Source organism: Streptomyces nigrescens, from assembly GCF_027626975.1.
Taxonomy (GTDB): Bacteria; Actinomycetota; Actinomycetes; order Streptomycetales; family Streptomycetaceae; genus Streptomyces; species Streptomyces nigrescens.
On the sequence record NZ_CP114203.1, the window covers coordinates 1,700,197 to 1,722,220 of the forward strand.

General features: G+C 71.0%; 22 protein-coding genes and 1 pseudogene. 13 read left to right on the plus strand and 10 right to left on the minus strand.

Annotation, left to right across the window (positions count from 1 at the left end; all coding sequences use genetic code 11):
* The first annotated feature begins 5 nt into the window (after positions 1-5).
* The 4 genes from STRNI_RS07675 (at position 6) to pssA (ending at position 3,403) form a co-directional block, all read left to right on the plus strand.
* Complete coding sequence (locus STRNI_RS07675; protein WP_018090465.1) at positions 6-530, plus strand: MaoC family dehydratase; 525 nt, start codon at positions 6-8, stop codon at positions 528-530.
* 2 nt (positions 531-532) lie between these two features.
* Entirely contained in the window at positions 533-1,738 is a 1,206-nt protein-coding gene (locus STRNI_RS07680) for an acyl-CoA dehydrogenase family protein (protein ID WP_018090464.1), read from the plus strand.
* Between the two features lie 170 nt (positions 1,739-1,908).
* Complete coding sequence (locus tag STRNI_RS07685) at positions 1,909-2,556, plus strand: phosphatidylserine decarboxylase (protein ID WP_026169774.1); 648 nt, start codon at positions 1,909-1,911, stop codon at positions 2,554-2,556.
* Positions 2,543-3,403: a CDP-diacylglycerol--serine O-phosphatidyltransferase gene (gene pssA, locus STRNI_RS07690; protein ID WP_026169773.1), complete on the plus strand. Its 861-nt coding sequence runs from the start codon at positions 2,543-2,545 to the stop codon at positions 3,401-3,403. Before STRNI_RS07685 ends, pssA begins: the two co-directional genes overlap by 14 nt.
* Positions 3,404-3,499: 96 nt before the next feature.
* On the opposite strand, the gene STRNI_RS07695 is transcribed toward pssA, so the two are convergent.
* Positions 3,500-4,648 carry a glycerate kinase gene (locus STRNI_RS07695; RefSeq protein WP_277410792.1) on the minus strand — a complete coding sequence of 383 codons (1,149 nt, stop codon included), beginning with the start codon at positions 4,646-4,648 and terminating at the stop codon, positions 3,500-3,502.
* A gap of 206 nt (positions 4,649-4,854) precedes the next feature.
* On the opposite strand from STRNI_RS07695, the gene STRNI_RS07700 reads away from it, so the two are divergent.
* Together STRNI_RS07700 and STRNI_RS07705 are read left to right on the plus strand one after the other, a co-directional pair.
* Entirely contained in the window at positions 4,855-5,364 is a 510-nt protein-coding gene (locus STRNI_RS07700; protein WP_093645316.1) for an NUDIX domain-containing protein, read from the plus strand.
* Positions 5,365-5,408: 44 nt separating this feature from the next.
* The gene (locus STRNI_RS07705; protein WP_277410793.1) at positions 5,409-6,218 is read left to right on the plus strand and encodes a DUF4037 domain-containing protein; all 810 of its coding nucleotides are present in this window, start codon (positions 5,409-5,411) and stop codon (positions 6,216-6,218) included.
* A gap of 49 nt (positions 6,219-6,267) precedes the next feature.
* Here STRNI_RS07705 and STRNI_RS07710 read toward each other — a convergent pair whose 3' ends face one another.
* Complete coding sequence (locus STRNI_RS07710; protein WP_159485186.1) at positions 6,268-6,813, minus strand: methylated-DNA--[protein]-cysteine S-methyltransferase; 546 nt, start codon at positions 6,811-6,813, stop codon at positions 6,268-6,270.
* Between the two features lie 10 nt (positions 6,814-6,823).
* On the minus strand, positions 6,824-8,296 hold the full coding sequence (locus tag STRNI_RS07715) for a DNA-3-methyladenine glycosylase 2 family protein (protein ID WP_277410794.1): 1,473 nt from the start codon (positions 8,294-8,296) through the stop codon (positions 6,824-6,826).
* Positions 8,297-8,573: 277 nt separating this feature from the next.
* Here STRNI_RS07715 and STRNI_RS07720 point away from each other — a divergent pair, with 277 nt between their 5' ends.
* The 4 genes from STRNI_RS07720 to STRNI_RS07735 are packed head-to-tail and all read left to right on the plus strand — an operon-like array spanning position 8,574 to position 11,546.
* Positions 8,574-8,945: a hypothetical protein gene (locus tag STRNI_RS07720; protein ID WP_018090456.1), complete on the plus strand. Its 372-nt coding sequence runs from the start codon at positions 8,574-8,576 to the stop codon at positions 8,943-8,945.
* Between the two features lie 59 nt (positions 8,946-9,004).
* Complete coding sequence (locus STRNI_RS07725; protein ID WP_266444600.1) at positions 9,005-10,606, plus strand: peptidoglycan-binding protein; 1,602 nt, start codon at positions 9,005-9,007, stop codon at positions 10,604-10,606.
* A gap of 8 nt (positions 10,607-10,614) precedes the next feature.
* Complete coding sequence (locus STRNI_RS07730) at positions 10,615-11,115, plus strand: protease inhibitor I42 family protein (RefSeq protein WP_018090454.1); 501 nt, start codon at positions 10,615-10,617, stop codon at positions 11,113-11,115.
* A gap of 17 nt (positions 11,116-11,132) precedes the next feature.
* Positions 11,133-11,546 (plus strand): hypothetical protein, encoded by a 414-nt coding sequence (locus STRNI_RS07735; RefSeq protein ID WP_159485192.1) that lies wholly within the window; start codon positions 11,133-11,135, stop codon positions 11,544-11,546.
* A 154-nt stretch (positions 11,547-11,700) separates the two neighbouring features.
* Here the strand turns inward: STRNI_RS07735 and STRNI_RS07740 are convergent, their stop codons facing one another.
* The 4 genes from STRNI_RS07740 to STRNI_RS07755 all read right to left on the minus strand — a co-directional run bounded on the left by STRNI_RS07740 (position 11,701) and on the right by STRNI_RS07755 (position 16,722).
* Positions 11,701-12,213, minus strand: coding sequence for an O-acetyl-ADP-ribose deacetylase (locus STRNI_RS07740; protein ID WP_274739129.1), 513 nt, complete (start codon positions 12,211-12,213; stop codon positions 11,701-11,703).
* Positions 12,214-12,330: 117 nt separating this feature from the next.
* Positions 12,331-13,752, minus strand: coding sequence for a phytoene desaturase family protein (locus STRNI_RS07745; RefSeq protein ID WP_274739128.1), 1,422 nt, complete (start codon positions 13,750-13,752; stop codon positions 12,331-12,333).
* A gap of 40 nt (positions 13,753-13,792) precedes the next feature.
* Positions 13,793-14,719 (minus strand): inositol monophosphatase family protein, encoded by a 927-nt coding sequence (locus STRNI_RS07750; protein WP_159485196.1) that lies wholly within the window; start codon positions 14,717-14,719, stop codon positions 13,793-13,795.
* A 137-nt stretch (positions 14,720-14,856) separates the two neighbouring features.
* Positions 14,857-16,722, minus strand: coding sequence for a gamma-glutamyltransferase family protein (locus STRNI_RS07755; protein ID WP_277410795.1), 1,866 nt, complete (start codon positions 16,720-16,722; stop codon positions 14,857-14,859).
* Positions 16,723-16,937: 215 nt separating this feature from the next.
* Here STRNI_RS07755 and STRNI_RS07760 point away from each other — a divergent pair, with 215 nt between their 5' ends.
* Genes STRNI_RS07760 through STRNI_RS07770 form a run of 3 tightly spaced genes read left to right on the plus strand, consistent with a single transcriptional unit; the run spans position 16,938 to position 19,796 of the window.
* Complete coding sequence (locus STRNI_RS07760; protein WP_159485200.1) at positions 16,938-17,891, plus strand: hypothetical protein; 954 nt, start codon at positions 16,938-16,940, stop codon at positions 17,889-17,891.
* 37 nt (positions 17,892-17,928) lie between these two features.
* Positions 17,929-18,693: an SIR2 family NAD-dependent protein deacylase gene (locus STRNI_RS07765; RefSeq protein WP_018090447.1), complete on the plus strand. Its 765-nt coding sequence runs from the start codon at positions 17,929-17,931 to the stop codon at positions 18,691-18,693.
* 35 nt (positions 18,694-18,728) lie between these two features.
* Positions 18,729-19,796: a lipoate-protein ligase LplAB gene (locus STRNI_RS07770; protein ID WP_277410796.1), complete on the plus strand. Its 1,068-nt coding sequence runs from the start codon at positions 18,729-18,731 to the stop codon at positions 19,794-19,796.
* 8 nt (positions 19,797-19,804) lie between these two features.
* Here the strand turns inward: STRNI_RS07770 and STRNI_RS07775 are convergent, their stop codons facing one another.
* From STRNI_RS07775 to STRNI_RS07785, 3 genes and pseudogenes are all read right to left on the minus strand, one after another.
* A complete protein-coding gene (locus tag STRNI_RS07775; RefSeq protein WP_159485206.1) occupies positions 19,805-20,716 on the minus strand; it encodes a MerR family transcriptional regulator in 912 nt (303 codons plus the stop codon).
* Positions 20,717-20,895: 179 nt separating this feature from the next.
* Positions 20,896-21,570, minus strand: a pseudogene (locus tag STRNI_RS07780) (IS5 family transposase).
* The gene (locus STRNI_RS07785) at positions 21,542-21,967 is read right to left on the minus strand and encodes a hypothetical protein (protein WP_159485208.1); all 426 of its coding nucleotides are present in this window, start codon (positions 21,965-21,967) and stop codon (positions 21,542-21,544) included. Before STRNI_RS07785 ends, STRNI_RS07780 begins: the two are co-directional and overlap by 29 nt.
* Between the last annotated feature and the right edge of the window lie 57 nt (positions 21,968-22,024).

Consider the following 22,024-nt stretch of genomic DNA (forward strand, 5'->3'; position numbering starts at 1 on the left):
GCGCGATGCAGTTCGGCCGCACCTATGAAGAGTTCACCGTCGGCGATGTGTACAAGCACTGGCCGGGGAAAACCGTCACGGAATACGACGACCACCTCTTCTGTCTGCTCACGATGAATCATCACCCGCTGCACATGGACAGCAACTACGCGGAGCAGACGACCGACTTCGGAAAGAATGTCGTCGTCGGTAACTACATCTACTCCCTGCTGCTGGGCATGTCGGTGCCCGATGTCTCCGGAAAGGCCATCGCCAATCTGGAGATCGAGTCGCTGAAGCATGTGGCGCCCACCTTCCACGGCGACACGATCTACGGCGAGACGACCGTGCTCGACAAGACCCCGTCCCGCTCCAAGTCGGACCGCGGCATCGTGCACGTCGAAACCAAGGGGTACAAGCAGGACGGCACCCTGGTCTGCGTCTTCCGGCGCAAGGTCATGGTCCCCACGGCCACCTACATCAAGGAGCGCGGCGGCGAGCAGCCCGGCCGCCCGGAGCTGCAGGCCCCGCCGGCCAAGAAGGAGAAGTAGCCATGACCCGTCTCGCGCAGACCGAGGGCCTGACCGACATTCAGCAGGAAATCCTCTCCACCGTCCGCGATTTCGTGGACAAGGAGATCATTCCGGTCGCCACGGAGCTGGAGCACCGCGACGAATACCCGTCGCAGATCGTCGAGGGCCTCAAGGAACTCGGTGTGTTCGGCCTGATGATCCCCGAGGAGTACGGCGGTCTGGGTGAGTCCCTTCTCACCTATGCGCTGACCGTCGAGGAGATCGCCCGCGGCTGGATGAGCGTCTCGGGCATCATCAACACCCACTTCATCGTGGCGTACATGCTCAAGCAGCACGGCACCCAGGAGCAGAAGGACTATTTCCTGCCGAAGATGGCGGCCGGTGAGATCCGGGGCGCCTTCTCGATGTCGGAGCCCGCACTGGGCTCGGATGTTTCGGCCATTTCTTCCAAAGGTGTGCGGGACGGTGACGAATACGTCCTCAACGGCCAGAAGATGTGGCTCACCAACGGCGGCTCGTCCACGCTCGTCGCCGTGCTGTGCCGTACGGACGAGGGCCACCCGGAAGGCACCGCGCCGCACAAGTCGATGACGACCTTCCTCGTGGAGAAGGAAGCCGGCTTCGGTGAGGTGCGCCCCGGCCTGACGATTCCGGGCAAGATCGACAAGATGGGCTACAAGGGTGTCGACACCACCGAGCTGATCATGGACGGGCTGCGGATCCCGGCCGATCGGGTGCTCGGCGGCGAGACCGGACGTGGCTTCTATCACATGATGGACGGTGTCGAGGTCGGCCGGGTCAATGTCGCCGCGCGCGGCTGCGGTGTCGCCCAGCGCGCCTTCGAGCTGGGTGTTTCGTACGCACAGCAGCGCCACACCTTCGGCAAGCCGATCGCCCAGCACCAGGCCATCCAGTTCAAACTGGCAGAAATGGCGACAAAGGTCGAAGCGGCGCATGCCATGATGGTTAACGCCGCTCGCAAAAAGGACTCGGGCCAGCGAAATGACCTCGAAGCGGGCATGGCGAAGTACCTGGCCTCCGAGTACTGCAAGGAGGTAGTGGAAGACGCCTTCCGCATCCACGGTGGCTACGGCTTCTCGAAGGAGTACGAGATCGAGCGCCTTTACCGCGAGGCCCCGATGCTCCTGATCGGTGAAGGTACCGCCGAGATCCAGAAAATGATCATTGGTCGACGGCTACTCGAGGAGTACCGGATCCAGGGGTGAACATCCCGTTTGGGCCGGTATGGCCTAGACGAAGATCACACCCCGTCATCGTTCTTCGGCCACGGATTGGCTCTGGCTCTTGGCCAGTTGCCGCTCGTAACCGATAGCATCCATGGAAAGCCGCCGTCCCCCGTATCCATAAGCGGCATCCTCCGCTACGAAGGTCATCCATGCCCCACAGCCAATCCTCTGCATCACGCGGTCGTGTCCGCCTCGCGCGCGGAGCGTCGCCGTGGCTCCTGCCGACCGTTGCCACGGCAGCGGTCAGCCTCGCCCGGTCCCGCCGGTCGGGCCGCTGGGCCGCCGTTGCCGTGCCCACCACCGCACTGGCGGCGGGCATGCTGTGGTTCTTCCGGGACCCCGAGCGGGAGATCGCTCAGGGCCGGGTCATCTCTCCGGCCGACGGCGTGGTGCAGAGCATCATGCCGTGGAAGGACGGACGGACTCGCGTCGCGATCTTCATGAGCCCGCTGAACGTTCATGTCAACCGTGCGCCGCTGGCCGGCACGGTGACCTCCGTGGAGCACATCCCCGGCGGATTCGTTCCGGCGTTCAACAAGGAGAGCGAGAACAACGAGCGGGTGGTCTGGCACTTCGACACCGAGCTCGGCGACATCGAGATGGTGCAGATCGCCGGCGCGGTGGCCCGCCGCATCGTCCCCTACGTGCCCCAGGGCACCAAGGTCGAGCAGGGCGAGCGGATCGGGCTGATCCGCTTCGGCTCGCGGGTCGACGTCTACCTCCCGGAGGGCGTCGAGGCCGCGGTCGAGGTCGGCCAGGCCACTACCGCGGGGGTGACTCGCCTTGACCGTGATTGATCCGGAAACACAAGCCGGCTGGGCGCCCGAGACCGACGAGGACGAGGACGACATGCCGCTGTCCACGCGGCTGTCAATAGCGGACACCCTCACCCTCGGCAACGCGATCTGCGGCTTCATGGCCGTGTACTTCACCACCACCGGCGTCCTCATCCCGCATCTGACGGGCAACGAGGACGGCGGGATGGCGCGGCACAGCGCGGCCATGGCCGTGATCCTGATGCTGCTCGCGTCGGTCTTCGACCTCTTCGACGGGCTGGTGGCACGCAAGCTGCGGGCCTCGGCGATGGGGGCCGAGCTCGACAACCTCTCCGACCTGATCAGCTTCGGTCTGGCGCCCGCGTACTTCGTGGTGACCTGGGGCATGGTCACCCAGGACGCGAACCAGCGGGTGTCCGTGGTCGCGGCCGTCGTGGTGCTGCTGGCGGTGGTGCTCCGGCTTGCGCGGTTCTCCTGCGTGCCGATGCGTGACGGCATGTTCCAGGGCATGCCCGGCCCGTTCGGCGCACTGACCGTCGTGGCCATCGTGCTGCTGGAGCTGCCGTTCGTGCCGACGCTGCTGGCGATCGTCGGGGTGGCCTGGCTGATGGTGAGCCGGGTCGAGTACCCCAAGCCGCGGGGCAGGCTCGCGGTGGCGATGCTCAGCTGGATCCTCCTCAGCATGGGCATGCTCACGGCCTGGGCCCTGGACGCCCCGGGCGGCCAGCTGCTGCTGCAGACCGGCTGCTCCCTGCAGGTGGTCCTGGGCGCGATGATCCCGCTCTTCGCGACGGCACGGAGGGTCAACACCTTCCGCGACAACCGCCGTGAGTCGCGCGCGGAGTCCCGCGCCGCACAGCTTCCCTAGCGGAACGCAGAACAACGCCGCGGGCCCCGAGCGAATCTTTCGCTCGGGGCCCGCGGCGTTGTGGTGGGTGCGGCCCGCGGCGGGCCGCACCGCGCCTCAGACCAGGAAGTCCCGCGCCAGCTGCTCCGCCGCCCGCTCCAGCAGCGGCCCCGCCTCGGCCATACAGCGGGCCGGGTCGGGCTCCAGATCCGCCAGGGCGTACGCACGGCGGATACCGGCCGCGGTGAGCGCCTCCTGGGACAGCTGGAGCCGGCCGCAGACCGCGACCACGTCCAGGCCGGCCGCCCGGGCCGCGGCGGCGACACCGGCCGGTGCCTTGCCGTGCAGGGTCTGCTCGTCGAGCGAGCCCTCGCCGGTAATGACGAAGGTGGCCTTCGCCAGCGCCGGGGCGAAGCCCAGGACGTCGAGCATCACGTCGATGCCCGGCCGGAAGTCCGCGTCCAGGCCGACCAGCGCGCCGTAGCCGATACCGCCCGCGGCGCCCGCGCCGGGCGCCAGGGCGTGTTCCGCGGCCCGGGGGCCCACCGCGCGCTCCAGCACCTCGGCGTAGTGCGCCAGGGCCGCGTCCAGCGCGGCCACGTCCTCCTCGCTCGCGCCCTTCTGCGGGCCGTAGACCGCCGGGGCGCCCTTCGGGCCCGTGAGGGGGTTGTCGACGTCGCTGGCGAGCACGATCTGTGTCGTCGCCAGCCGGGGGTCCAGCCCCGACAGATCGGCGGTGGCCAGGTCGCGCAGCGGGCCGCCACCGGGGGCGACCGGTTCGCCGTCCGCGTCCAGGAACCGCGCGCCGAGCGCCGCGAGCATCCCCGCCCCGCCGTCGGTCGTGGCGCTGCCGCCGACACCGAAGACGATCGAGGTCGCGCCCGCGTCGAGGGCGGCGAGCAGCAGCTCGCCGGTGCCGTACGTGGTGGCCGTCAAGGGCGCGAAGACGCCTCGGGGAAGGTGCTGGAGTCCGGACGCCTCCGCCATCTCCACCACCGCGGTGCCTCCCCCAGCTACCGCTGGGGGTGCCCCCACGCGCATGGCGAAGGTGGCCGTGACCGGCGCGCCCGTGGGGCCGGTGACCCGGGCCTCGTGGCGGGTGAAGCCGGCCGCGAGGGCCGCCGCCACCGTGCCGTCGCCGCCGTCGGCGACCGGGACGGCCGAGACCTCCAGACCGGGGGCCGCGCGCCGCAGACCGGCCGTGACATGCTCGGCGACCTCGACGGCCGTGAGCGAACCCTTGAATTTGTCCGCGGCGATCAGCACATGTGCTGAGTGTGTCCTTGATGCGTCCGCCACCGTGTGACCCCTTGCTTTCGAACTGGCAGTCGCGCCGCTGTGACCTTATCCGGCACGCGGCGCGGCGAACAGGGCACACCGGTCCGCGGTGCCGCCGAGCGCCCCCGGAGTGCGCCCCTCGAAGATCCGCCGGACGGGCGCGGCGCCGGAGCCGCTCCGTCTAGGCTCGCGCCGTGACGACCCTGGACTACGCCGCCTACATCGCCGGTCTGCCCCGTGTGCTCGCGGGCGCGGGCACCCTCTTCCGCGACGCGGAGGGCCGCCTGCTGCTCGTGGAGCCCAACTACCGCGACACCTGGATCCTGCCCGGCGGCACCGTCGAGTCGGACGCCGGTGAATCGCCCCGCCAGGCCGCGCGCCGCGAGACCGCCGAGGAGATCGGCCTGGACATCGAGCCGGGCCCGCTGCTCGCCGTCGACTGGGTACGCAGCAGGCACCGTCCGCCGCTGGTGTTCTACCTCTACGACGGCGGGGTGCTGGACGCCGCCCGGCTGGCCGCGATCCGGCTCCAGGAGGAGGAGCTGCTCTCCTGGCGGCTGGTGCACTGGGACGAGGCACAGACCCTGGTCAGCCACGAGATGGCGCTGCGGCTCGACGCCGCGCTGAAGGCCCTCGCGGCCGGCCGCGGCCCGGCAGAACTGGAGGACGGAATTCCGCAGAGCGGGGCTGACGGTCCGTCGTAAAAGAGATGGACGGCGGAGTGGCGGTGCTGCCTAGGGTGAGGTTCATGGACGAGATCGCAGCCGAGGTCGCACAGGTGCCGGGAGTTGTCGGGGTGATGCTCGGCGGGAGCCGGGCCCGGGGAACTCATCGGGCGGACTCCGACTGGGATCTGGGTGTCTATTACCGGGGTGAGCCGGATCTGGCGGCGCTGGAGACGCTGGCCGCGGAGGTGACCGGCGGTCCCGTCGAGGTGTACGGGCCGGGGTCCTGGGGTGCGTGGGTCAACGGCGGGGCCTGGCTGGTGCTGCCCGACGGCCGTCATGTGGACTGGATCCTGCGGGACGTCGACCGGGTGCGGCAGGTGTGGGAGGAGTGCCGCGCGGGCCGCTTCGAGATCGGCGTCCAGGCCGGCCACCCGCTCGGCTTCTGGTCCCCCGCCTACCCGGGCGAGGCGGCACTGGGCCGGGTGCTCGCCGACACCGACGGCGAACTGGCCCGCCTCCGCCACGAGACCCAGGACTACCCGGAGGCCCTCCGCAAGGCGCTGACCCGCGACGGGGTCTGGGACGCCGGGTTCTCGGTGGCGATGGCGGGCAAGTCGTACACGGCCCGGGACGTGCTGCACGCGGCCCTGTGCCTGTCCCGCGCCGTCGGCGACCTCGTCCAGGCCCTGCACGCCCACCACCGCGTCTGGTGCCTCAACGAGAAGGGCGCACTCGCGGCGGCCGCGGCGATGCCGGAGACACCGCCCGGCTTCGGTGCCCGCGCCACCGCCCTGCTCGGCGAACTCGGCCGCACGGACGAGGAGTTGCACCGGTCACTGACCGCGGCGGAGGGGCTGGTGGCGGAGGTACGCGCGGTGACGGGCGGCTAGAGTCGGCCGCGGGCTGCGGCGTGTCGGGTGTGTCCGCACGGGACCGCCGTTACCCGCACGCTTCTGCCGGGAACAGGCCGTCCTCCGTCCGTTCGAAAGCGAGCAGCCGGCGCTTGCGGTCGAGGCCGCCGCCGTAGCCGGTGAGGCTGCCGTTGGCGCCGACGACGCGATGGCAGGGGACGATGATGCCGACCGGGTTGCGGCCGTTGGCCAGGCCGACCGCGCGGGACGCCGACGGGGCGCCGAGCCTCTCGGCGAGCTGCCCGTACGAGACGGTCTCGCCGTACGGGATCGCGCACAGCGCCGCCCACACCCGCCGCTGGAAGGGCGTGCCGTGGAGGGCGAGCGGCAGGTCGAAGATGGTCAACTCGCCGCGGAAATAGGCCTGGAGCTGGGCGATGGTCTCGGCGAACGGCGGCTCGTCGGGGTCCGCCGGGTCGCCGAAGGTCTCCTGGGGCGGGCGGTGGCGCTGGTCGGTCATGTAGAGGCCGCTGAGGGCCTCGCCGGCGGCGACGAGGGTGAGCGGCCCCACCGGGGTGCCGTCCAGGACGGTGTGGGTGACGGGGGCGGCGGGTTCGGCTGCGTGAACGGTCATGGTGGTGGGCTCAGTTCTTCGGGAGGTGGTTGATGGGGTGGTCGTCGGTCGCCCAGAGGTACTGGACGGCGTAGGCGCGCCACGGGCGCCAGAGCGCGGAGTGCCGGATGAGGGCCGCCGGGGTGTGCGGCAGGCCGAGGCCGGCGGCCGCGCGGCGCAGACCGAGGTCGGTCGGCGTGAAGGCGTCCGGGTCGCCGAGCGCGCGCATGGCGATGCATTCGACGGTCCAGGGGCCGATGCCCGGCAGCGCCGCGAGCTGCGCCCGGGCGGCGTCCCGGTCGGTGCCGACGCCCAGTTGCAGCGCACCGGAGCAGAGGGCGGCGATGACGCCGGTGAGGGTGGCCCGGCGGGTACGGGGCATCGCCAGCTGCTCCGGGTCCAGCCCGGCGAGCGCGGCGGCGGACGGGAAGAGATGGCTGAGGCCGCCGCCCGGGTCGTCGATCTGTTCGCCGTGGGCACGGACCAGCCGTCCGGCGTGGGTACGGGCCGCCGCGGTGGAGACCTGCTGGCCGAGGACGGCGCGGACCGCTAATTCGTCGGCGTCGACCGTCCGCGGGACCCGGCGGCCGGGTGCCTTGTCGACGAGCGGGGTCAGTCGCGGGTCCTCGCGGAGCAGTCCGTCGACGGCTTCGGGGTCCGCGTCGAGGTCGAGCATCCGGCGGCAGCGGGCGATGGCGCCGGCCAGGTCGCGCAGATCGGTGAGGGAGAGGCGGCAGTCGATGTGGTCGGGGCGGGGCGCGAGGGCGACGATGCCGTGCCCGTAGGGGAGGTCCAGGGTCCGGCGGTAGGCACCGTCCCGCCACTCCTCGACTCCGGGGACGGCGGTGGCGGCGAGATGCCCGAAGAGGTTGTCGGGGTTGAGCGGCTGGCGGAAGGGCAGCCGCAGCGCGAGCGCACCGGGCACCGTCCCCCGAGGGCCGGGCCGTGCGCGTTGCCGCAGCTCCGTCGGGGACAGGGCGAAGACCTCCTGCACCGTCTCGTTGAAGGTGCGGATGCTGGCGAAACCGGCGGCGAAGGCGACCTCGGCCATCGGCAGTGCGGTGGTCTCCACCAGGAGCCGGGCGGTCTGCGCCCGCTGGGCGCGGGCCAGGGCGAGCGGCCCGGCCCCCAGCTCGGCCAGCAGCTGCCGCTCGATCTGCCGGGTGCTGTAGCCGAGACGGGCAGCGAGTCCGGGGACGCCCTCGCGGTCGACGATGCCGTCGGCGATCAGCCGCATGGCGCGGGCGACGAGGTCGGCCCGCTCGTTCCACTCCGGGGACCCCGGGCTGGCGTCCGGGCGGCACCGCTTGCAGGCCCGGAAGCCGGCCTGCTGGGCGGCGGCCGCGCTCGGGTAGAAGCGCATGTTCTCCGGCTTGGGCGGCACCACGGGGCAGCTGGGACGGCAGTAGATACGGGTCGTGAGCACGGCGGTGTAGAACCAGCCGTCGAAGCGGGCGTCCTTGGACTGCACGGCGCGCAGACAGCGCTCGGTGTCGGTGTGCATGACTTCAGGATTCCTCAGCCGGGGCCCGTTCGGCTGGCGAGAATCCGACATCGACGTCGGGTGACCAGGGAGGGCGCGATCCTCGTCGGTCCTCGTTCGGTGGAGGCGCCTGGGTCGCTTTCGCGGGGACGGCGGCAAGGACCCGCCGTCCGGCCGCCCGCCGCACCGTTAAGATGAGCTCCACTCAGGCGTCGTCCCGCGGCAGCATGTCATGGGCATGCTGCCCTTTCGGCGTCCGACGCACATGTGCGGACATCACAGAACACTCGGGGGAGCGATGGCCGGCCAGTCCGGATACCACGTCCAACAGGGCGGTATGGACGCCGAGGCGGACAAGCTCGACTCGGCGGGCGACGATACCGGCGACATCAAGTCCGCCATAGCCGACGCGGTCTGCTTCGACGACGACATACTCGGCGGCACCGATTCCGGCCCCGCCTACCGGTCGTTCTCCACCGCCTGGCAGGACGAGGCGAAGACGCTCGAAAGCGCGCTCCACGAACTCGCCGGCAAAGTCCGTGCCTCCCGGTCCAATTACGACCAGGCCGACCACGAAGTGATCGCCCAGGTCAACTCGGCGGGGAGCGCCGGAGATTCCCAGGTGTCGACGAGGCCTGCCGCCGTGACCGGCCCGTCCCCCTTCGGCTGAGCCCGGCCCGCGCTTTCCGTCCCCCGACCGCATCGCACACAAAGGCCTTTCCACACTCGATGGCTGAGCAGGGATCCACCACGGAGCGTCGCGCCAAGCTGGAGGAGTGCTACAAGCGGCTCCTCGACTGCGACGACAAGAACGAGATGATCGCCGAGATCAATACCGCCCTCGCCGTCCCGGCGCCGGTCGGCTCCCCCGGCACACTCGAACTGCTGGGCAAGCGCTACCGCACCCAGTCGAAGTCCGCCGAAGAGGTCGCCGTCAAGGTCGACCAGGTGGCCACGTCGGGCCTGCCGGAGGTCTGGGTGGGGAAATCCGGCGTGGCGGCGTCCGAGGTCGTCCAGGCCGCGGCCCGTGCGGCCCATCAGATGACCGAAGCCCTGCAAAAGGGGGGCAATGCGCTGCTGTCCCTGAGTGACGCGGTCGAGGACGCCCAGAAACTGGACGGGACCGGCCGCGGCCAATTGCGCGAGGCACTGTCCATTCTCGGTGCCGAGGACGGCTTCTTCGACAACATGGTGGACACCGACGAGGAGGAGGACGCGATCTGGCGGGCCGGCACGGTGGCCTGTGCCGGTGTCGACAAGATGCGCTCCGCGGCACGGTCCGCCGACGACGCGGCCCGCGCGGCCGCCCGTGACCTCAACAAGTTCGCCTCCGAGGCGCGGGCCGGCAAGATGCACACGAGTGGCCTCTCCGCCGCCGACAAACTCGCCCTCGCGGACACCGCGGGCCCCTCCGGTCCGGCGGAGATGAACGAGCTGCTCAGCGCGAACGACCTCGAACGCTCCGGTCAGTACATGGAGAAGATGAGCGCCCGCGACCGCGCCGCGTTCGACAGGATGCTCGCCGACTCCAAGTCGCCGCAGGAACGCGCCTACCTGGTCAAGGCATTGGCCGCGGGGTACGACCTGAACGCCGTGTCGGAATTCCAGGGAAAGATCCATGGCAAGGACCCGGCCTGGCTCCAGCGCCACCTCACCCCGGTGACCACCGCCGCGGACAGCATGGACAACGAGGGGCGCGCCAAGGACGGCAGGAACAACAACACCGACGACCAGGCCTTCAACGGCGAACGGTGGTCGCAGGACGGAAACACCTGCGTTCCGTCCTCCACCGTGAGCGCACGGGCCATGGTCGACCCCGTCTACGCCCTTGAACTCACCGGCGGCCCGTCCGGCCAGGAGGACGACCCCGGGGCGTTCCGCGACCGGTTGGGCGCCGAACAGCAGCGGGTGCACGACGAGGGCGACGGGAACTACGACTATGACTTCCCGTTCTCCCGGCACCCCAACGGCATGGACAACGACGGCAAGACCACCGTGGTCGACAAGGAGATCAGCCCGCACACCGGAGCGTCGTACGACTTCCAGGAGACCAGGAGCGCCGATGCCCGGCGCGATGTGCTGCCGGACATCGAGAAGTCCGTGGCCGAGGGCAAGCCGGTGCCGATCGGCGTCGAGGGGTACAACAAGGACGATGAGCGCTCCGGTCACGCGATGATGATCATCGGCCAGGAGGGCGACATGCTCCAGGTCTACAACCCCTGGGGCACCACCACCTGGGTCAGTGAGGACGACTTCGTCAACGGCCGCATGGACAAGGCCTCCGACAACCGCATGCCCGACGCCTACGCCGTCCACCTGCCCGCCGACTGAAGCGATCCATGATGCGTACTCAACTCCCGGGCACCGCCCTTCGCCGGGCACTCACACCGGCACTCACCGCCCTCACCACTCTCGCCGTCCTCACCGCCCTCACCGGATGCGGTCTCATGGGTCCCAGCACGTACGACACGGACGAGACCGCCATCGAGGCCGACTCCGGCGAGGAGTTCACGCTGTCCGTGCCCTCCAACGCCTCGCTCGGCGAACGCTGGTACGTGGCCGAGCCGAAGCCCGCCGCCCGTGTGGTGCGCGCGGCGGGCGAGGATCAGGAGAACTCGGGGAGCGAGGCGGACGGGGCAAGCGGCGGCAGCCAGCTCTTCCGCTTCAAGGCCGTCGGCCGGGGCAGCACCACGATCCGGCTGATCCACTGCCCCGTGCACGCCTGTATCGACCAGGGCGACGACTCGGCAACGGCTTCCCCGCCCCCGCCCGCCGGATCCACGGCCGCACCGGCATCGAGCCGTCCGACCTACCACACCTACACCGTCACCGTGAAGTGACCGATTCCGAGACAGGTATGCATCCCTCACCTCCCCCGGGCAGGACCGACGACGAACTCGCCACGCTGGATGTCACGGCGCTGCTGCGCTACGGCATCGGATTCGGTGGCTCGCACCGCACCACGCTCTTCGGGGACGGGGCGGTGGGCGCCGCCGTCGTACTCGACCGGCAGGGCGTCCTTCCGCGCGCGGTCGCCTTCCTCGCCGAAGTGGTCCGCAGCGGCGGGACCGCGTACGCCGCGACGCTCCCTGAGCCGGTGCCGGGCGACGCCGCGGCACAACTGGTACGTGACTGGCTGCAGTCGGCGGCGTCCCTGGTGCGTACCGTGGAGGGCGACCAGGACGTCGCCCGGTGGCTGGAGTCCGTCTCCGCCCTCATGGCGCTCCGGCTCACGTACCGGACCAGGACCGCCGGACCGGGCAACGACTGAGCCTGCGTTTTCGCAGGTCAGCGCCCATATCTTGGTACCTGTAGCTCAGCACCCGTCGCGCAGTGGAGGGGGGCTCAGTGGAGGTGGCTCAGTGCAGGGAGCAGGCGCCTTCGGCACGCGGCATCCGTTTCTGCGGCATCCGTTTCTGCCGTAGTCAGTCGACGAGCGCGGCGAACACCGCGTACGCCTGCTCGTCGAAGAGGACGAACCGCACCTCTTCCACCGCCGTCTCCGTGTCCCGCACGGTCTCCACCGCGATGCGGGCGGCCTCCTCCATCGGCCACCGGTAGACGCCGGTGGAGATGGCCGGGAACGCGACCGTCCGCGCGCCCAGTTCGTCAGCGATCCGGAGGGACTCCCGGTAGCAGGAGGCGAGCAGGGCGGAGCGGTCCTCGGTCTCGGAGTACACCGGGCCGACGGTGTGGATGACCCAGCGGGCCGGCAGCAGGCCGGCGGTGGTGGCGACGGCCTGGCCGGTGGGCAGGCCACCGCCGTACTGCGCGGCACGCAGGTCGCGGCACGCGTCGAGGATCTCCGGACCGCCGCGCCGGTGGATCGCGCCGTCCACTCCCCCGCCGCCGAGGAGCGACGAGTTGGCTGCGTTGACCACGGCGTCCACGGCTTGTTCGGTGATGTCGCCCTGGATGAGGGTGAGGGAGGTGCTCATGGTGGCTGAGCCTAGGCGGTGTCCCACGGATCCGCGGGTAACGACGAGCGGGGGCGGGGTGCGGGGCGGGGTTGCGGGGCGCCCGCCCGTGCGGCGGGGCGCCGAACGGGCCGTTGGTCAGCGGTGGTTGGCGCGCAGGCGGCGCCAGACCGCCTTGGCGGCGTAGTGGCCCGACATGCCGTGGACGCCGGGGCCGGGCGGGGTGGCCTGGGAGCAGAGGTAGACGGCGGGGTGCGCGGTTTCGTAGGGGACCCGGGCGAGCTTGGGGCGGATGAGCAGGCGCAGGCCGGCCGCGGAACCGGTGGCGGTGTCGCCGCCGACGTAATTGGCGTTGCGGGCGGCGATCTGCGGCGGGCCGGCTACCGCACGGGCCAGCACGAGGTCGCGGAAGCCGGGGGCGAAGCGCTCGATCTGCCGCTCGACGACCTCGGTGGCGTCGCCCTCCCAGCCGTGGGGGACATGGCCGTACGCCCAGAAGGTGTGCTTGCCCTCGGGGGCGCGGGTGGGGTCGATCAGGCTGGGCTGAGCGGTGATCAGGAAGGGGACGGAGGGGTCCTGGCCGTGGGTGGCGGCGTTGAGCGAGGCGCCGATCTCGCCGCTGGTGGGGCCGATGTGGACGGTGCCGGCGCGCCGGGCCTCCTTGGAGGTCCACGGTGCCGGGGCCGACAGCGCGTAGTCGACTTTGAAGACGCTGGGGCCGTACTTCACGTCGCGGTAGGCATTGCCCAGTCCGGCGATCCGGGCGAGCGCGGTCGGTGAGGTGTCGAAGACATACGCGCGGGCCGGCGGCAGATCGTCCAGCCGCTTGACCTCGAAGTCGGTGTGCACCACTCCGCCATGGGCGCGCAGCAGCCCGGCGAGGGCGTCGGAGATGGCCTGGGAGCCGCCGCGCGGCACCGGCCAGCCCTTGTGGTGCGCGGCGAGCGCGAACATCAGGGCCATACCGGAGGTCCCGAAGCCGCTGAGCGGGGCATTGGCGTGGGCACCGAGCCCGGCGAGCAGCCCGCGGGCCTTCTCGTCCTGGAAACGGCGGTTGAGGAGGCTGACCGGCTGCATCCCGACCAGGCCGAAGCGGGCGTAGGTCAGCGGGTCCTGCGGCAGGCCCAGCCACTGGGTGCGCAGGAAGTCGTGGGCCATGGTGTCCCACTTGCCGACGAAGGGCGCCATGAGCCTGCGGTAGGTCCCGGCGTCGCGCGGTCCGAGGGACATGGCGGTCTCGCCGACGGAGTGGGCGAGCACGGCGGCCGTGCCGTCCGGGAACGGATGCGCCATCGGGAGGTCGGGGTGCAGCCATTCGAGGCCGTGGCGGTCCAGTGGCATGGCGGAGAAGGCGGGTGAACCGATGCCGGTGGGGTGCACCGCCGAGCAGGGGTCGTGGCGGAAGCCGGGGAGGGTCAGCTCCTCGGTCCGGGCGCCGCCGCCGATGGTGCCGCGGGCCTCGAAGACTTCCACGGACATACCGCGGCGGGCCAGTTCGACGGCCGCCGTCAGGCCGTTGGGTCCCGCTCCGATCACCACGGCATCGAGCATCCTCGGCACCTGCGCCACTCCCCTCACGTCCGGCCCTCGTCCTTGAGGGTCAGTTGGCGGCTGCCAGCAGTCCGAGGATACGCCGCGCCGTTTCGGCGTCCCGCGCCGCGGTGAAGGGCAGCGCATTGCCGCCTTCGATACGGAACGGCCGGCCGGCTACCGTGCCGCTCGCGCCGCCCGCTTCATGGACCAGCAGCAGCCCGGCCGCGTGGTCCCAGGCGTTCTCCCAGCTGAAGGCGATGGCGTCGATCTCGCCGCGGGCTATGTGCAGATACTCCAGGCCCGCCGAGCCACAGGGGCGCGGGGCGATACCGCCGGTCTCCAGGGTGGCGAGGACCCGCTTCTGCTCGTCGTCGGTGAAGTCGTAGTGGGACGTGGCGACATCGAGGACCGCACCGGAGGACGGGCTGCCGGCCTGCAGCGGTACGCCGTTCAGCTGGGCGCCGGCGCCGCGGCGGGCGATGGCCATCAGGCCGAGTGCGGGGGCGTACGTCCAGGAGGCCAGCACCTCACCGCGGTGGGCGAGCGCCACGAGCGTGCAGAAGCCCGGGTCGCCGTGCACGAACTGGCGGGTGCCGTCGACCGGGTCGACGATCCAGACGGGGTCGTCACCGTGCAGTGCGTCGAGCACCCGCGGGTCGGCGTGCACCGCCTCCTCGCCGACCACCCGCGAGCCGGGCAGCAGGGCCGTGAGGGAGGCGGTGAGGTGCTCCTCGGCGAGGCGGTCGGCGACCGTGACGAGGTCGTGCGGCCCGTTCTTCTCGACGATGTCCTCGGCGGCGAGCTGCCGGAAGCGGGGCACGATCTCGTCGGCCGCTGCGCGGCGGATCGCGGTCTCGACGGCGGCCAGGTCCAGCGTGGACAGGTCGAGCGACGGCTCGCCGGGGGCGGTGGCCGGGGTCGCGGCGGGCGGGGTGGTGGCAGTCGGGGTAATCGCGGTCTCTCCCGAATCTTGGGTACGAAGTGCTTCGATCATGTGTCCATCGAAACACGAGCCACTGACACGACGGCTGGACTCCAGGTGAATTCCGGATGCCGCGGCGGGCACCGCCGGGCGCCGGGCCGCCCGGTGCGCACCAGCGGCGCACCCGCCCCCGGCCCCGGCGGGGCGCCTCAGCGCCCGACCGCGTACCCCTGCATCCCCCGCGGATTCGCCGCCGCGGACAGCACCCCGGACTCCGGGTCGCGCGCCACCGCGCACAGCCGGCCCTCGGACCAGGCGTCACCCACCGTGACGCGGTGACCACGCCGGCGCAGCCCGTCGATGGTCCCCTGCCCGATCCGGGACTCCACGGTCACGCTCCCCGGCCGCATCCCGCGCGGGAAGAAGGACCCGGGGAAGGAGTCGTTGTGCCAGTTCGGGGCGTCGACGGCGCCCTGCAGGTCGAGTCCGCCGCGGACCGCCCCGCGCAGCGCCACGGCCAGGAAGAAGTGCACCTGCCACTGGTCCTGCTGATCGCCGCCCGGCGTCCCGAAGGCCATCACCGGGACCCCGTCGCGCAGTGCGAGGGACGGGGTGAGAGTGGTGCGGGGGCGGCGCCCCGGAGTGAGCGAGTTGGGCAGGCCCTCCTCCAGCCAGGCCATCTGCAGCCGGGTGCCGAGCGGGAAGCCGAGCGCCGGGACGACGGGGTTGGACTGCAGCCAGCCACCGGACGGGGTGGCGGAGACCAGGTTGCCCCAGCGGTCGACGACGTCGATATGGCAGGTGTCGCCGCGGGTGGCACCGTTCCGGTCGATCTCGGGGGCGACATCCGCCGGTACCGCGCCGGGCCCGGCCGTCCCCGGCACCCCCTGTGCGACGGTCGGCTCGCCCGCTCCGCTCCCGGCGACTCCCAGCGCGTCGAAGCCGTCCACGCCCGCCGCTGCCGCCGCCGCGTGCTTGCTCAGCCGCGGGGTGCGGCCGTCCGGACTGCCGGGGCGCAGCTCGTACGAGGCCTGCGCGCCGATCAGGGCCCGGCGGTCGGCGTTGTACCCGTCGCTCAGCAGGGTGTCGAGCGGTACGTCGGCGGCGTCGCCGTACCAGGCCTCGCGGTCGGCCATCGCCAGCTTGCAGCCCTCGATGAGCAGATGGACGTACTCGGGGCTGCCGTACGCGGGCAACTCCGGTGGCAGCAAGGCGAGTTGCTGGAGGAAGGCCGGGCCCTGGGACCAGCCCCCGGCCTTGGCGACGGTCCAGCCGTTCCAGTCGTGGGTGACGGGCGCCTCGTAGGTGGCGGAGAAGGCGGCCAGGTCGTCGCCGGTGAGGGTGCCCGCATGGCGTTCACCGGAGGTGTCCATGGCGGGCCGGGCCGCGAAGCCGGCGAGGGCCTCACCGATGAAGCCCTCCCGCCAGATGCGGCGGGCGGCCTCGATCTGCGCCTCGCGGCCCGTCGCGGCGGCCTCCGCCTCGGCGGTCAGCCGGCGCCAGGTGGCGGCCAGCGGACGGTTCCTGAGCAGCCCTCCGGGGGCGACGGGCCGGCCGTCGGGAAGGTAGATCTCGGCGGAGGAGAGCCACTCCGTCTCGAACAGTGCACGGACCGTCTCGACGGTCTCACCGATCCGTTCGACGGCGGGATGGCCGTGCTCGGCGTAGCCGATGGCGTACCGCAGCACCTCGGCGAGGGACTTGCTGCCGTGGTCGCGCAGCAGCAGCATCCAGGCGTCGAAGGCGCCCGGGACCGCGGCGGCGAGCGGTCCGGTGCCGGGCACCAGGTCGAGCCCCAGTGAGGTGTAGTGCGCCACGCTCGCACCGGCCGGCGCCGGGCCCTGGCCGCACAGCACCCGCACGGGCCCGTCCGCGGGCGCCAGGATGATCGGCACCTCACCCGCCGGCCCGTTCAGATGCGGCTCCACCACATGCAGCACGAACCCCGCGGCCACCGCTGCGTCATAGGCGTTCCCGCCGTCCTCCAGGACGGCCATCGCGGACTGGGACGCCAGCCAGTGCGTCGTGGAGGCCATACCGAAGGTGCCTTGGAGGGTCGGGCGGGTGGTGAACACGGTGACTCCTCGGGTGCGGTGGGAAGGCGGTGCGGTGGGCGCGGGGCGGCCGCTCCCGTCGGCCGGGCCCTTCGCGATCGTACGTACGACCGTCCCGGCCGCGGGCCTTAGGCTCATGTCCGGTCCCGGTCCCGGTCCCGGTCCCGGTAGCCGGGCGTCCCGGACTCCCGGAGCCCCTCCTGCCCCCTGCCCCCCGAAGAAGCGAGGCGACACCCATGAAGCGCACCACGCTCCCCCGCTCCGCCGAGGGTGTCCGCTGGGAAGGGCTGGCACTGGGCGTGGACGGACCGGCCCGTCCCCCGCTCCGGGCCGAAGTCGCCGACGGGCGGCGGCTGGTGCTCCTCCAGGGAGACCAGGTCGTCCTGCTGGCGCGGCAGCGCGTCACCCATCACGGGGTGCACTATGCGCGCACCGGCCGGTACACCTCGCCGATACCTCCGTTGCGCGCCGAGACGGCCCGTACCTACCGGGAGGCCTGCCCGGACGACGACGCCTGGTTCGCCCGGTGGGCACATCACTTCGCGAGTGCGCTGCGGGAGAGCGGCAACGGGCCGCTGCATGAAGGGGATTGGCATCTGCGGCCGGGCATGTCCCCTTACGCGGTCGACGCCTACTGGGAAACGCTGGCGCAGCACGATCCGGACCGCGGCCATATCGCCTGGTTCTGCGGAAGCCCCGCGCACGACAGCCGGGACCTCCTGCCGTTGCGTCCGCTGTCCGCCCCGGATGCCCCACGGGTGAAGGCCTGCCGGCGCCAGTACCGCGAGGGGGTGCTGCCACCGGTGGTGCTGTGGGGGATCAGCGCGCTCGACACCAGTGTGGTGCTGGACGGCCACGACCGGCTCGCGGCCGCGCTCGCCGAGGGCGGCCGCCCGCCCGTGCTGCGGCTGAACCGCGCGGGACTGCCCGAGTTGCACGCCCTCCTGGCCCAGCCGGATCTCCGGGCCTACGAGGAACGCATCGCGTCTCTCCAGCGGCAGCGGGACGCCGGTGATCCCCTCGCGCCGTACAAGATCGCCAACGAGGGGCGGCGGCTGGCGCAGCTGCTGCACGAGGCCCACTCCGGCGGTCATCTCACCCGCGGCTGGCCCCTCCCCGGCGGCTCCCCCGCCTGGGACGCACTCGCCCGCCGGCACGCCCCCGGCTGGCACCCGGACACCGAAAACTGACACGACGCACCGCACAGGGACTGCGTACGCTCGCACCATGACCGGTACCGCCCCCTCCCCCGACCAGCCGCCCCGCCGCCCGCTCGTCGCGATCCTCACCGGAGCGGGTGTCTCCACCGACTCCGGGATCCCCGACTACCGCGGGCCGAACGGACTGTGGCGGCGGGACCCGGAGGCGGAGAAGCTGGTCACGTACGACACGTACATGGGCGATCCGGAGATCCGGCGGCGGTCGTGGCGGATGCGGCAGGAGAGCCCGGCGTTCCGGGCGCGGCCGAATGCCGCGCACGAGGCGGTGGCCAGGCTGGAGCGGTCCGGGACACCGGTGCGGGTGATCACGCAGAACGTCGACGGACTGCATCAGCGCGCCGGGATGCCCGAACGCAAGGTGCTCGAACTGCACGGCACGGTACGCAAGGTGATCTGCACCCGGTGTCATGCCCGGTCCTCGATGGAGGAGGCGCTGGCGCGGGTGGCCGCGGGCGAGCCGGATCCGGCGTGTCTGGTGTGCGGCGGGATTCTGAAGTCGGCGACGGTGATGTTCGGTGAGCGGCTGGACCCGCAGGTGCTCGGTACGGCACTGGGCGTGGCGAAGGCGGCGGAGATCTTCCTCGCGGTCGGTACGACACTGCAGGTGCAGCCGGCCGCCTCGCTCGCGGGGGTGGCCGCCGAACACGGCGCACGGCTGATCATCGTCAACGCCGCGCCGACGCCGTACGACGAGCTCGCCGCCGAGGTGATCCGCGAGCCGATCGGCAGTGCGCTGCCCCGGCTGCTGGAGGGGCTGGCGGCGCGCCCGTGAGAGAGCTCAGCGGTTCCGTGGGAGGGGGAGGCGACATGCAGGGCAGGCATCACGGTGAGTACAAGGTGCCGGGTGGCAAGCTCGTGGTGGTCGATCTCGCGGTGGTGGGCGGAGTGCTGCGCGGGGTCCGGGTCGCCGGGGACTTCTTCCTGGAACCGGACGAGGCGCTGGAGGCCATCAACGGCGCGTTGGAGGGTGCTCCGGCGGACACCGCGGCCCGGGACCTGGCGGCGCGGATCGATGCGGCGCTGCCCGCCGGTGCCGCCCTGTTCGGGTTCAGCAGCGAGGCGGTGGGCATCGCGGTGCGGCGGGCGGTCGCGGATGCCGCCGAGTGGACCGACTTCGACTGGCAGATCATCCATGCGGGCCCGCAACCCCCGGCGCTGCACATGGCGTTGGACGAGGTGCTGACGAGCGAGGTCGCGGCGGGGCGGCGGCCCCCGACGCTCCGGGTCTGGGAGTGGGACCGGCCCGCGGTGATCATCGGCAGCTTCCAGTCGCTGCGCAACGAGGTCGACGAGCGGGGCGCCGAGCGGCACGGTGTCACCGTCGTCCGGCGGATCAGCGGCGGTGGCGCGATGTTCGTGGAGCCGGGCAACACCATCACGTACTCGCTGAGTGTGCCGCAGTCCCTGGTGCAGGGCCTGTCCTTCGCGGAGAGCTATGCGTATCTGGACGACTGGGTACTGGCGGCGCTGGGCGATATGGGCATCAAGGCCTGGTACAAGCCGCTGAACGACATCGCAACGGAAGCCGGGAAGATCGCGGGAGCGGCGCAGAAGCGGTTCGCCTCGGGCGCCGGGGCGGTACTGCACCACGTGACCATGTCGTACGACATCGACGCCGGCAAGATGACCGAGGTGCTGCGGATCGGCAAGGAAAAGCTGTCGGACAAGGGCATCACCAGCGCCCGGAAGCGGGTGGATCCACTGCGGCGGCAAACCGGGCTGCCCCGCGCCGAGGTCATCGAGCGCATGATCGCGTCGTTCCGGGCACGCTACGGCGGTTCGGACGGCATGGCCTCGGACGCGGAGCTGGCACGTGCGCAGGAGCTGGCGGCGGGCAAATTCAGCTCGCGCGAGTGGCTCGGCCGGGTGCCCTAGGCCGTGTTTTAGGTAGCGGGTGAGTCTTGGGCGGATAGTTCTTCGGTCAGTTCCATACAGCGCAGGCGGGCTGGGGAGAAGTCGTAGGGCATCTTGCCGATGGCTTCGAACACGCTCATGGAGTCAGCCTCCCGCCTGCCAGAGCTGAGGTCGGCCTCGTCCTCGCCGTCATCGGCGGTAGCAGGGTGCAAAGTGTCCCAGGCGTCGAAGAGGGCATCGTCGTCCTTCCCCAGGCCGGACTCCTCGATGACGGCCTGCAGGGCGCTTTCGAAGGCGTGCCGCTCGACGGCCACTTGAGCCACCCGTGGATCATCGACGGCGACGCTGTCATCGAGTGCCTCCTCGGCGTCATCGATGCGGTCGGAGTCCTCCCGCAGAGTGGGATGCGTGGCCAGGACGACGAAGCGGGTGGCCTGGACGGCCGCGCCGAGCGGGCCGAAGATCCGCTCGGTGACCAGCAGACTGTCCAGGTCCGCCTGACGCAGAGAGCCCTCGGGCAGGCTCTTGAGGCGTTCGGTGACGAAGTCGGAGAGCAGACCCATCCGGCTTCCTTCGGTGCGCATCCGCTGCACGGCGGTCCGTTGCCGCCGCAATTCCGCCTCCTGCTCGGTGAGGGTTTCCTCCAACCGCTCCAGAATGCCCGCGATACCGTCTCCGCTGTCCGCACCGACGGAAGCCGTGCCGGTGGTAAAGGCGTCACGGATGTCGTCCAGGGCGATCCCGGCGTCGGCCATCTTGCGAATCCACAGCAGGCGGATCATGTCCTCGTACCCGTAGCGGCGGCGGTCATCGCCGCCCCTCTCAGGCTCGGGGAGCAGGCCGATCTCGTGGTAATGGCGAATCGCCCGTGGCGTGCTGCCGGCGAAGGCCGCCGCGTCACCGATCTTGACCTGGCGGGGTGGCATGAAGGACGAATGCATGAGCAGGGACCTTTCCTCAAGGGATCGGGACGTAAGTCCACCGGACCACATGCCGCTACGGAAGGTGCAACCCGATACACACCGCCCCGCGCCAATGCCAGGAAATGCGCCCTTCCTCCGTAATGACCGCAGGCCCGTCCTTTCCTGCCGGGGCATCCGCACGACGGCAGACTGAGGGTTCACAGCCACTGATGAATCGCCGCGACCTGAACCGTCGCCTCGAACCGAACCGCAAGTTTGTCGAACCGGGTCGCCACGGCCCGGTGCTGCTTGAGACGGCTGATCCCGCATTCGACCGCGTGCCGGGCCTGGCACCCCGATCGCGTTCAGGACCGGCTCGAACTGCGGACTGCCACCGCGCTGCCAGCGGTGATCAGCAGCGACAACGGCTTCTGTCCCTGCTCACACGCCAGATGAATCTTCGTGGTGAACCCGCCTCGCGACCTGCCCAGTCCATGGTCTTCAGATTCGGCGCTCACTCCGCCCGGCGGTTCCTTCTGCACAGCACCGCGTTGGCGGGCACCGGCAGCATGCCGGTGTGCCCGGCAGATGGTGGAGTCGACATTGACCTCCCAGAAGATCAGCCCGGCCGCATCAGCCCTCGCCTGCAACAACGTGAGCAGCCGGGCCCACACACCCCGACGCTGCCATCTCCGGAACAGTCCATACACCGTCTGCCACGGTCCGTACTCAAACGGCAGGTCCCGCCACGGAACTCCGGTCCGAACCCACCACCGCACACCGTCTACCAGCCGCCGACAGCCAGGCCACCTGCGACTTATGCCCACCGCAGGCAGCAACGACTCCAGCACCGACCACTGCTCATCAGCAGCATTCGAAGTATTGGGGGTAATAGGTGTGCTTCATTGCCACCTGCTCTGGCGTGAGGGCGTGTACGACCATGTTCCCCACGACGAGTGCGTGATGGTTTGACCAATCGACAACATCAATTCGGCGTTCTCCGGGTTCCATGTGCCAAGCGGCATGGGGCAGCTTCACAACGAGGTCGGCTTGCATGATGAAGGCGCGAGATGCTTGCGTGATGATCCATTGCGCCTTTTCGCGATCCTGCGCTGTCGCGCGACAGCATCGAGTCGCCATTTTCCACAGTTTCGGCCACCGCACGCCCGGCGTAAGCGGGCCGACATATGCAGTCTGACGGCCATCAACGAGTGTGGACGCATAGCCGAAAACCGGCCCGAACATCGAGAACGCCGTCACTCTGCCAGTGCCCTGATGGGATGCCGGCATGAAATTTCCTCTCCAGGGAAATGACTGGCGCCCGGGCTGAGAGCCCGGGCGCCGGCG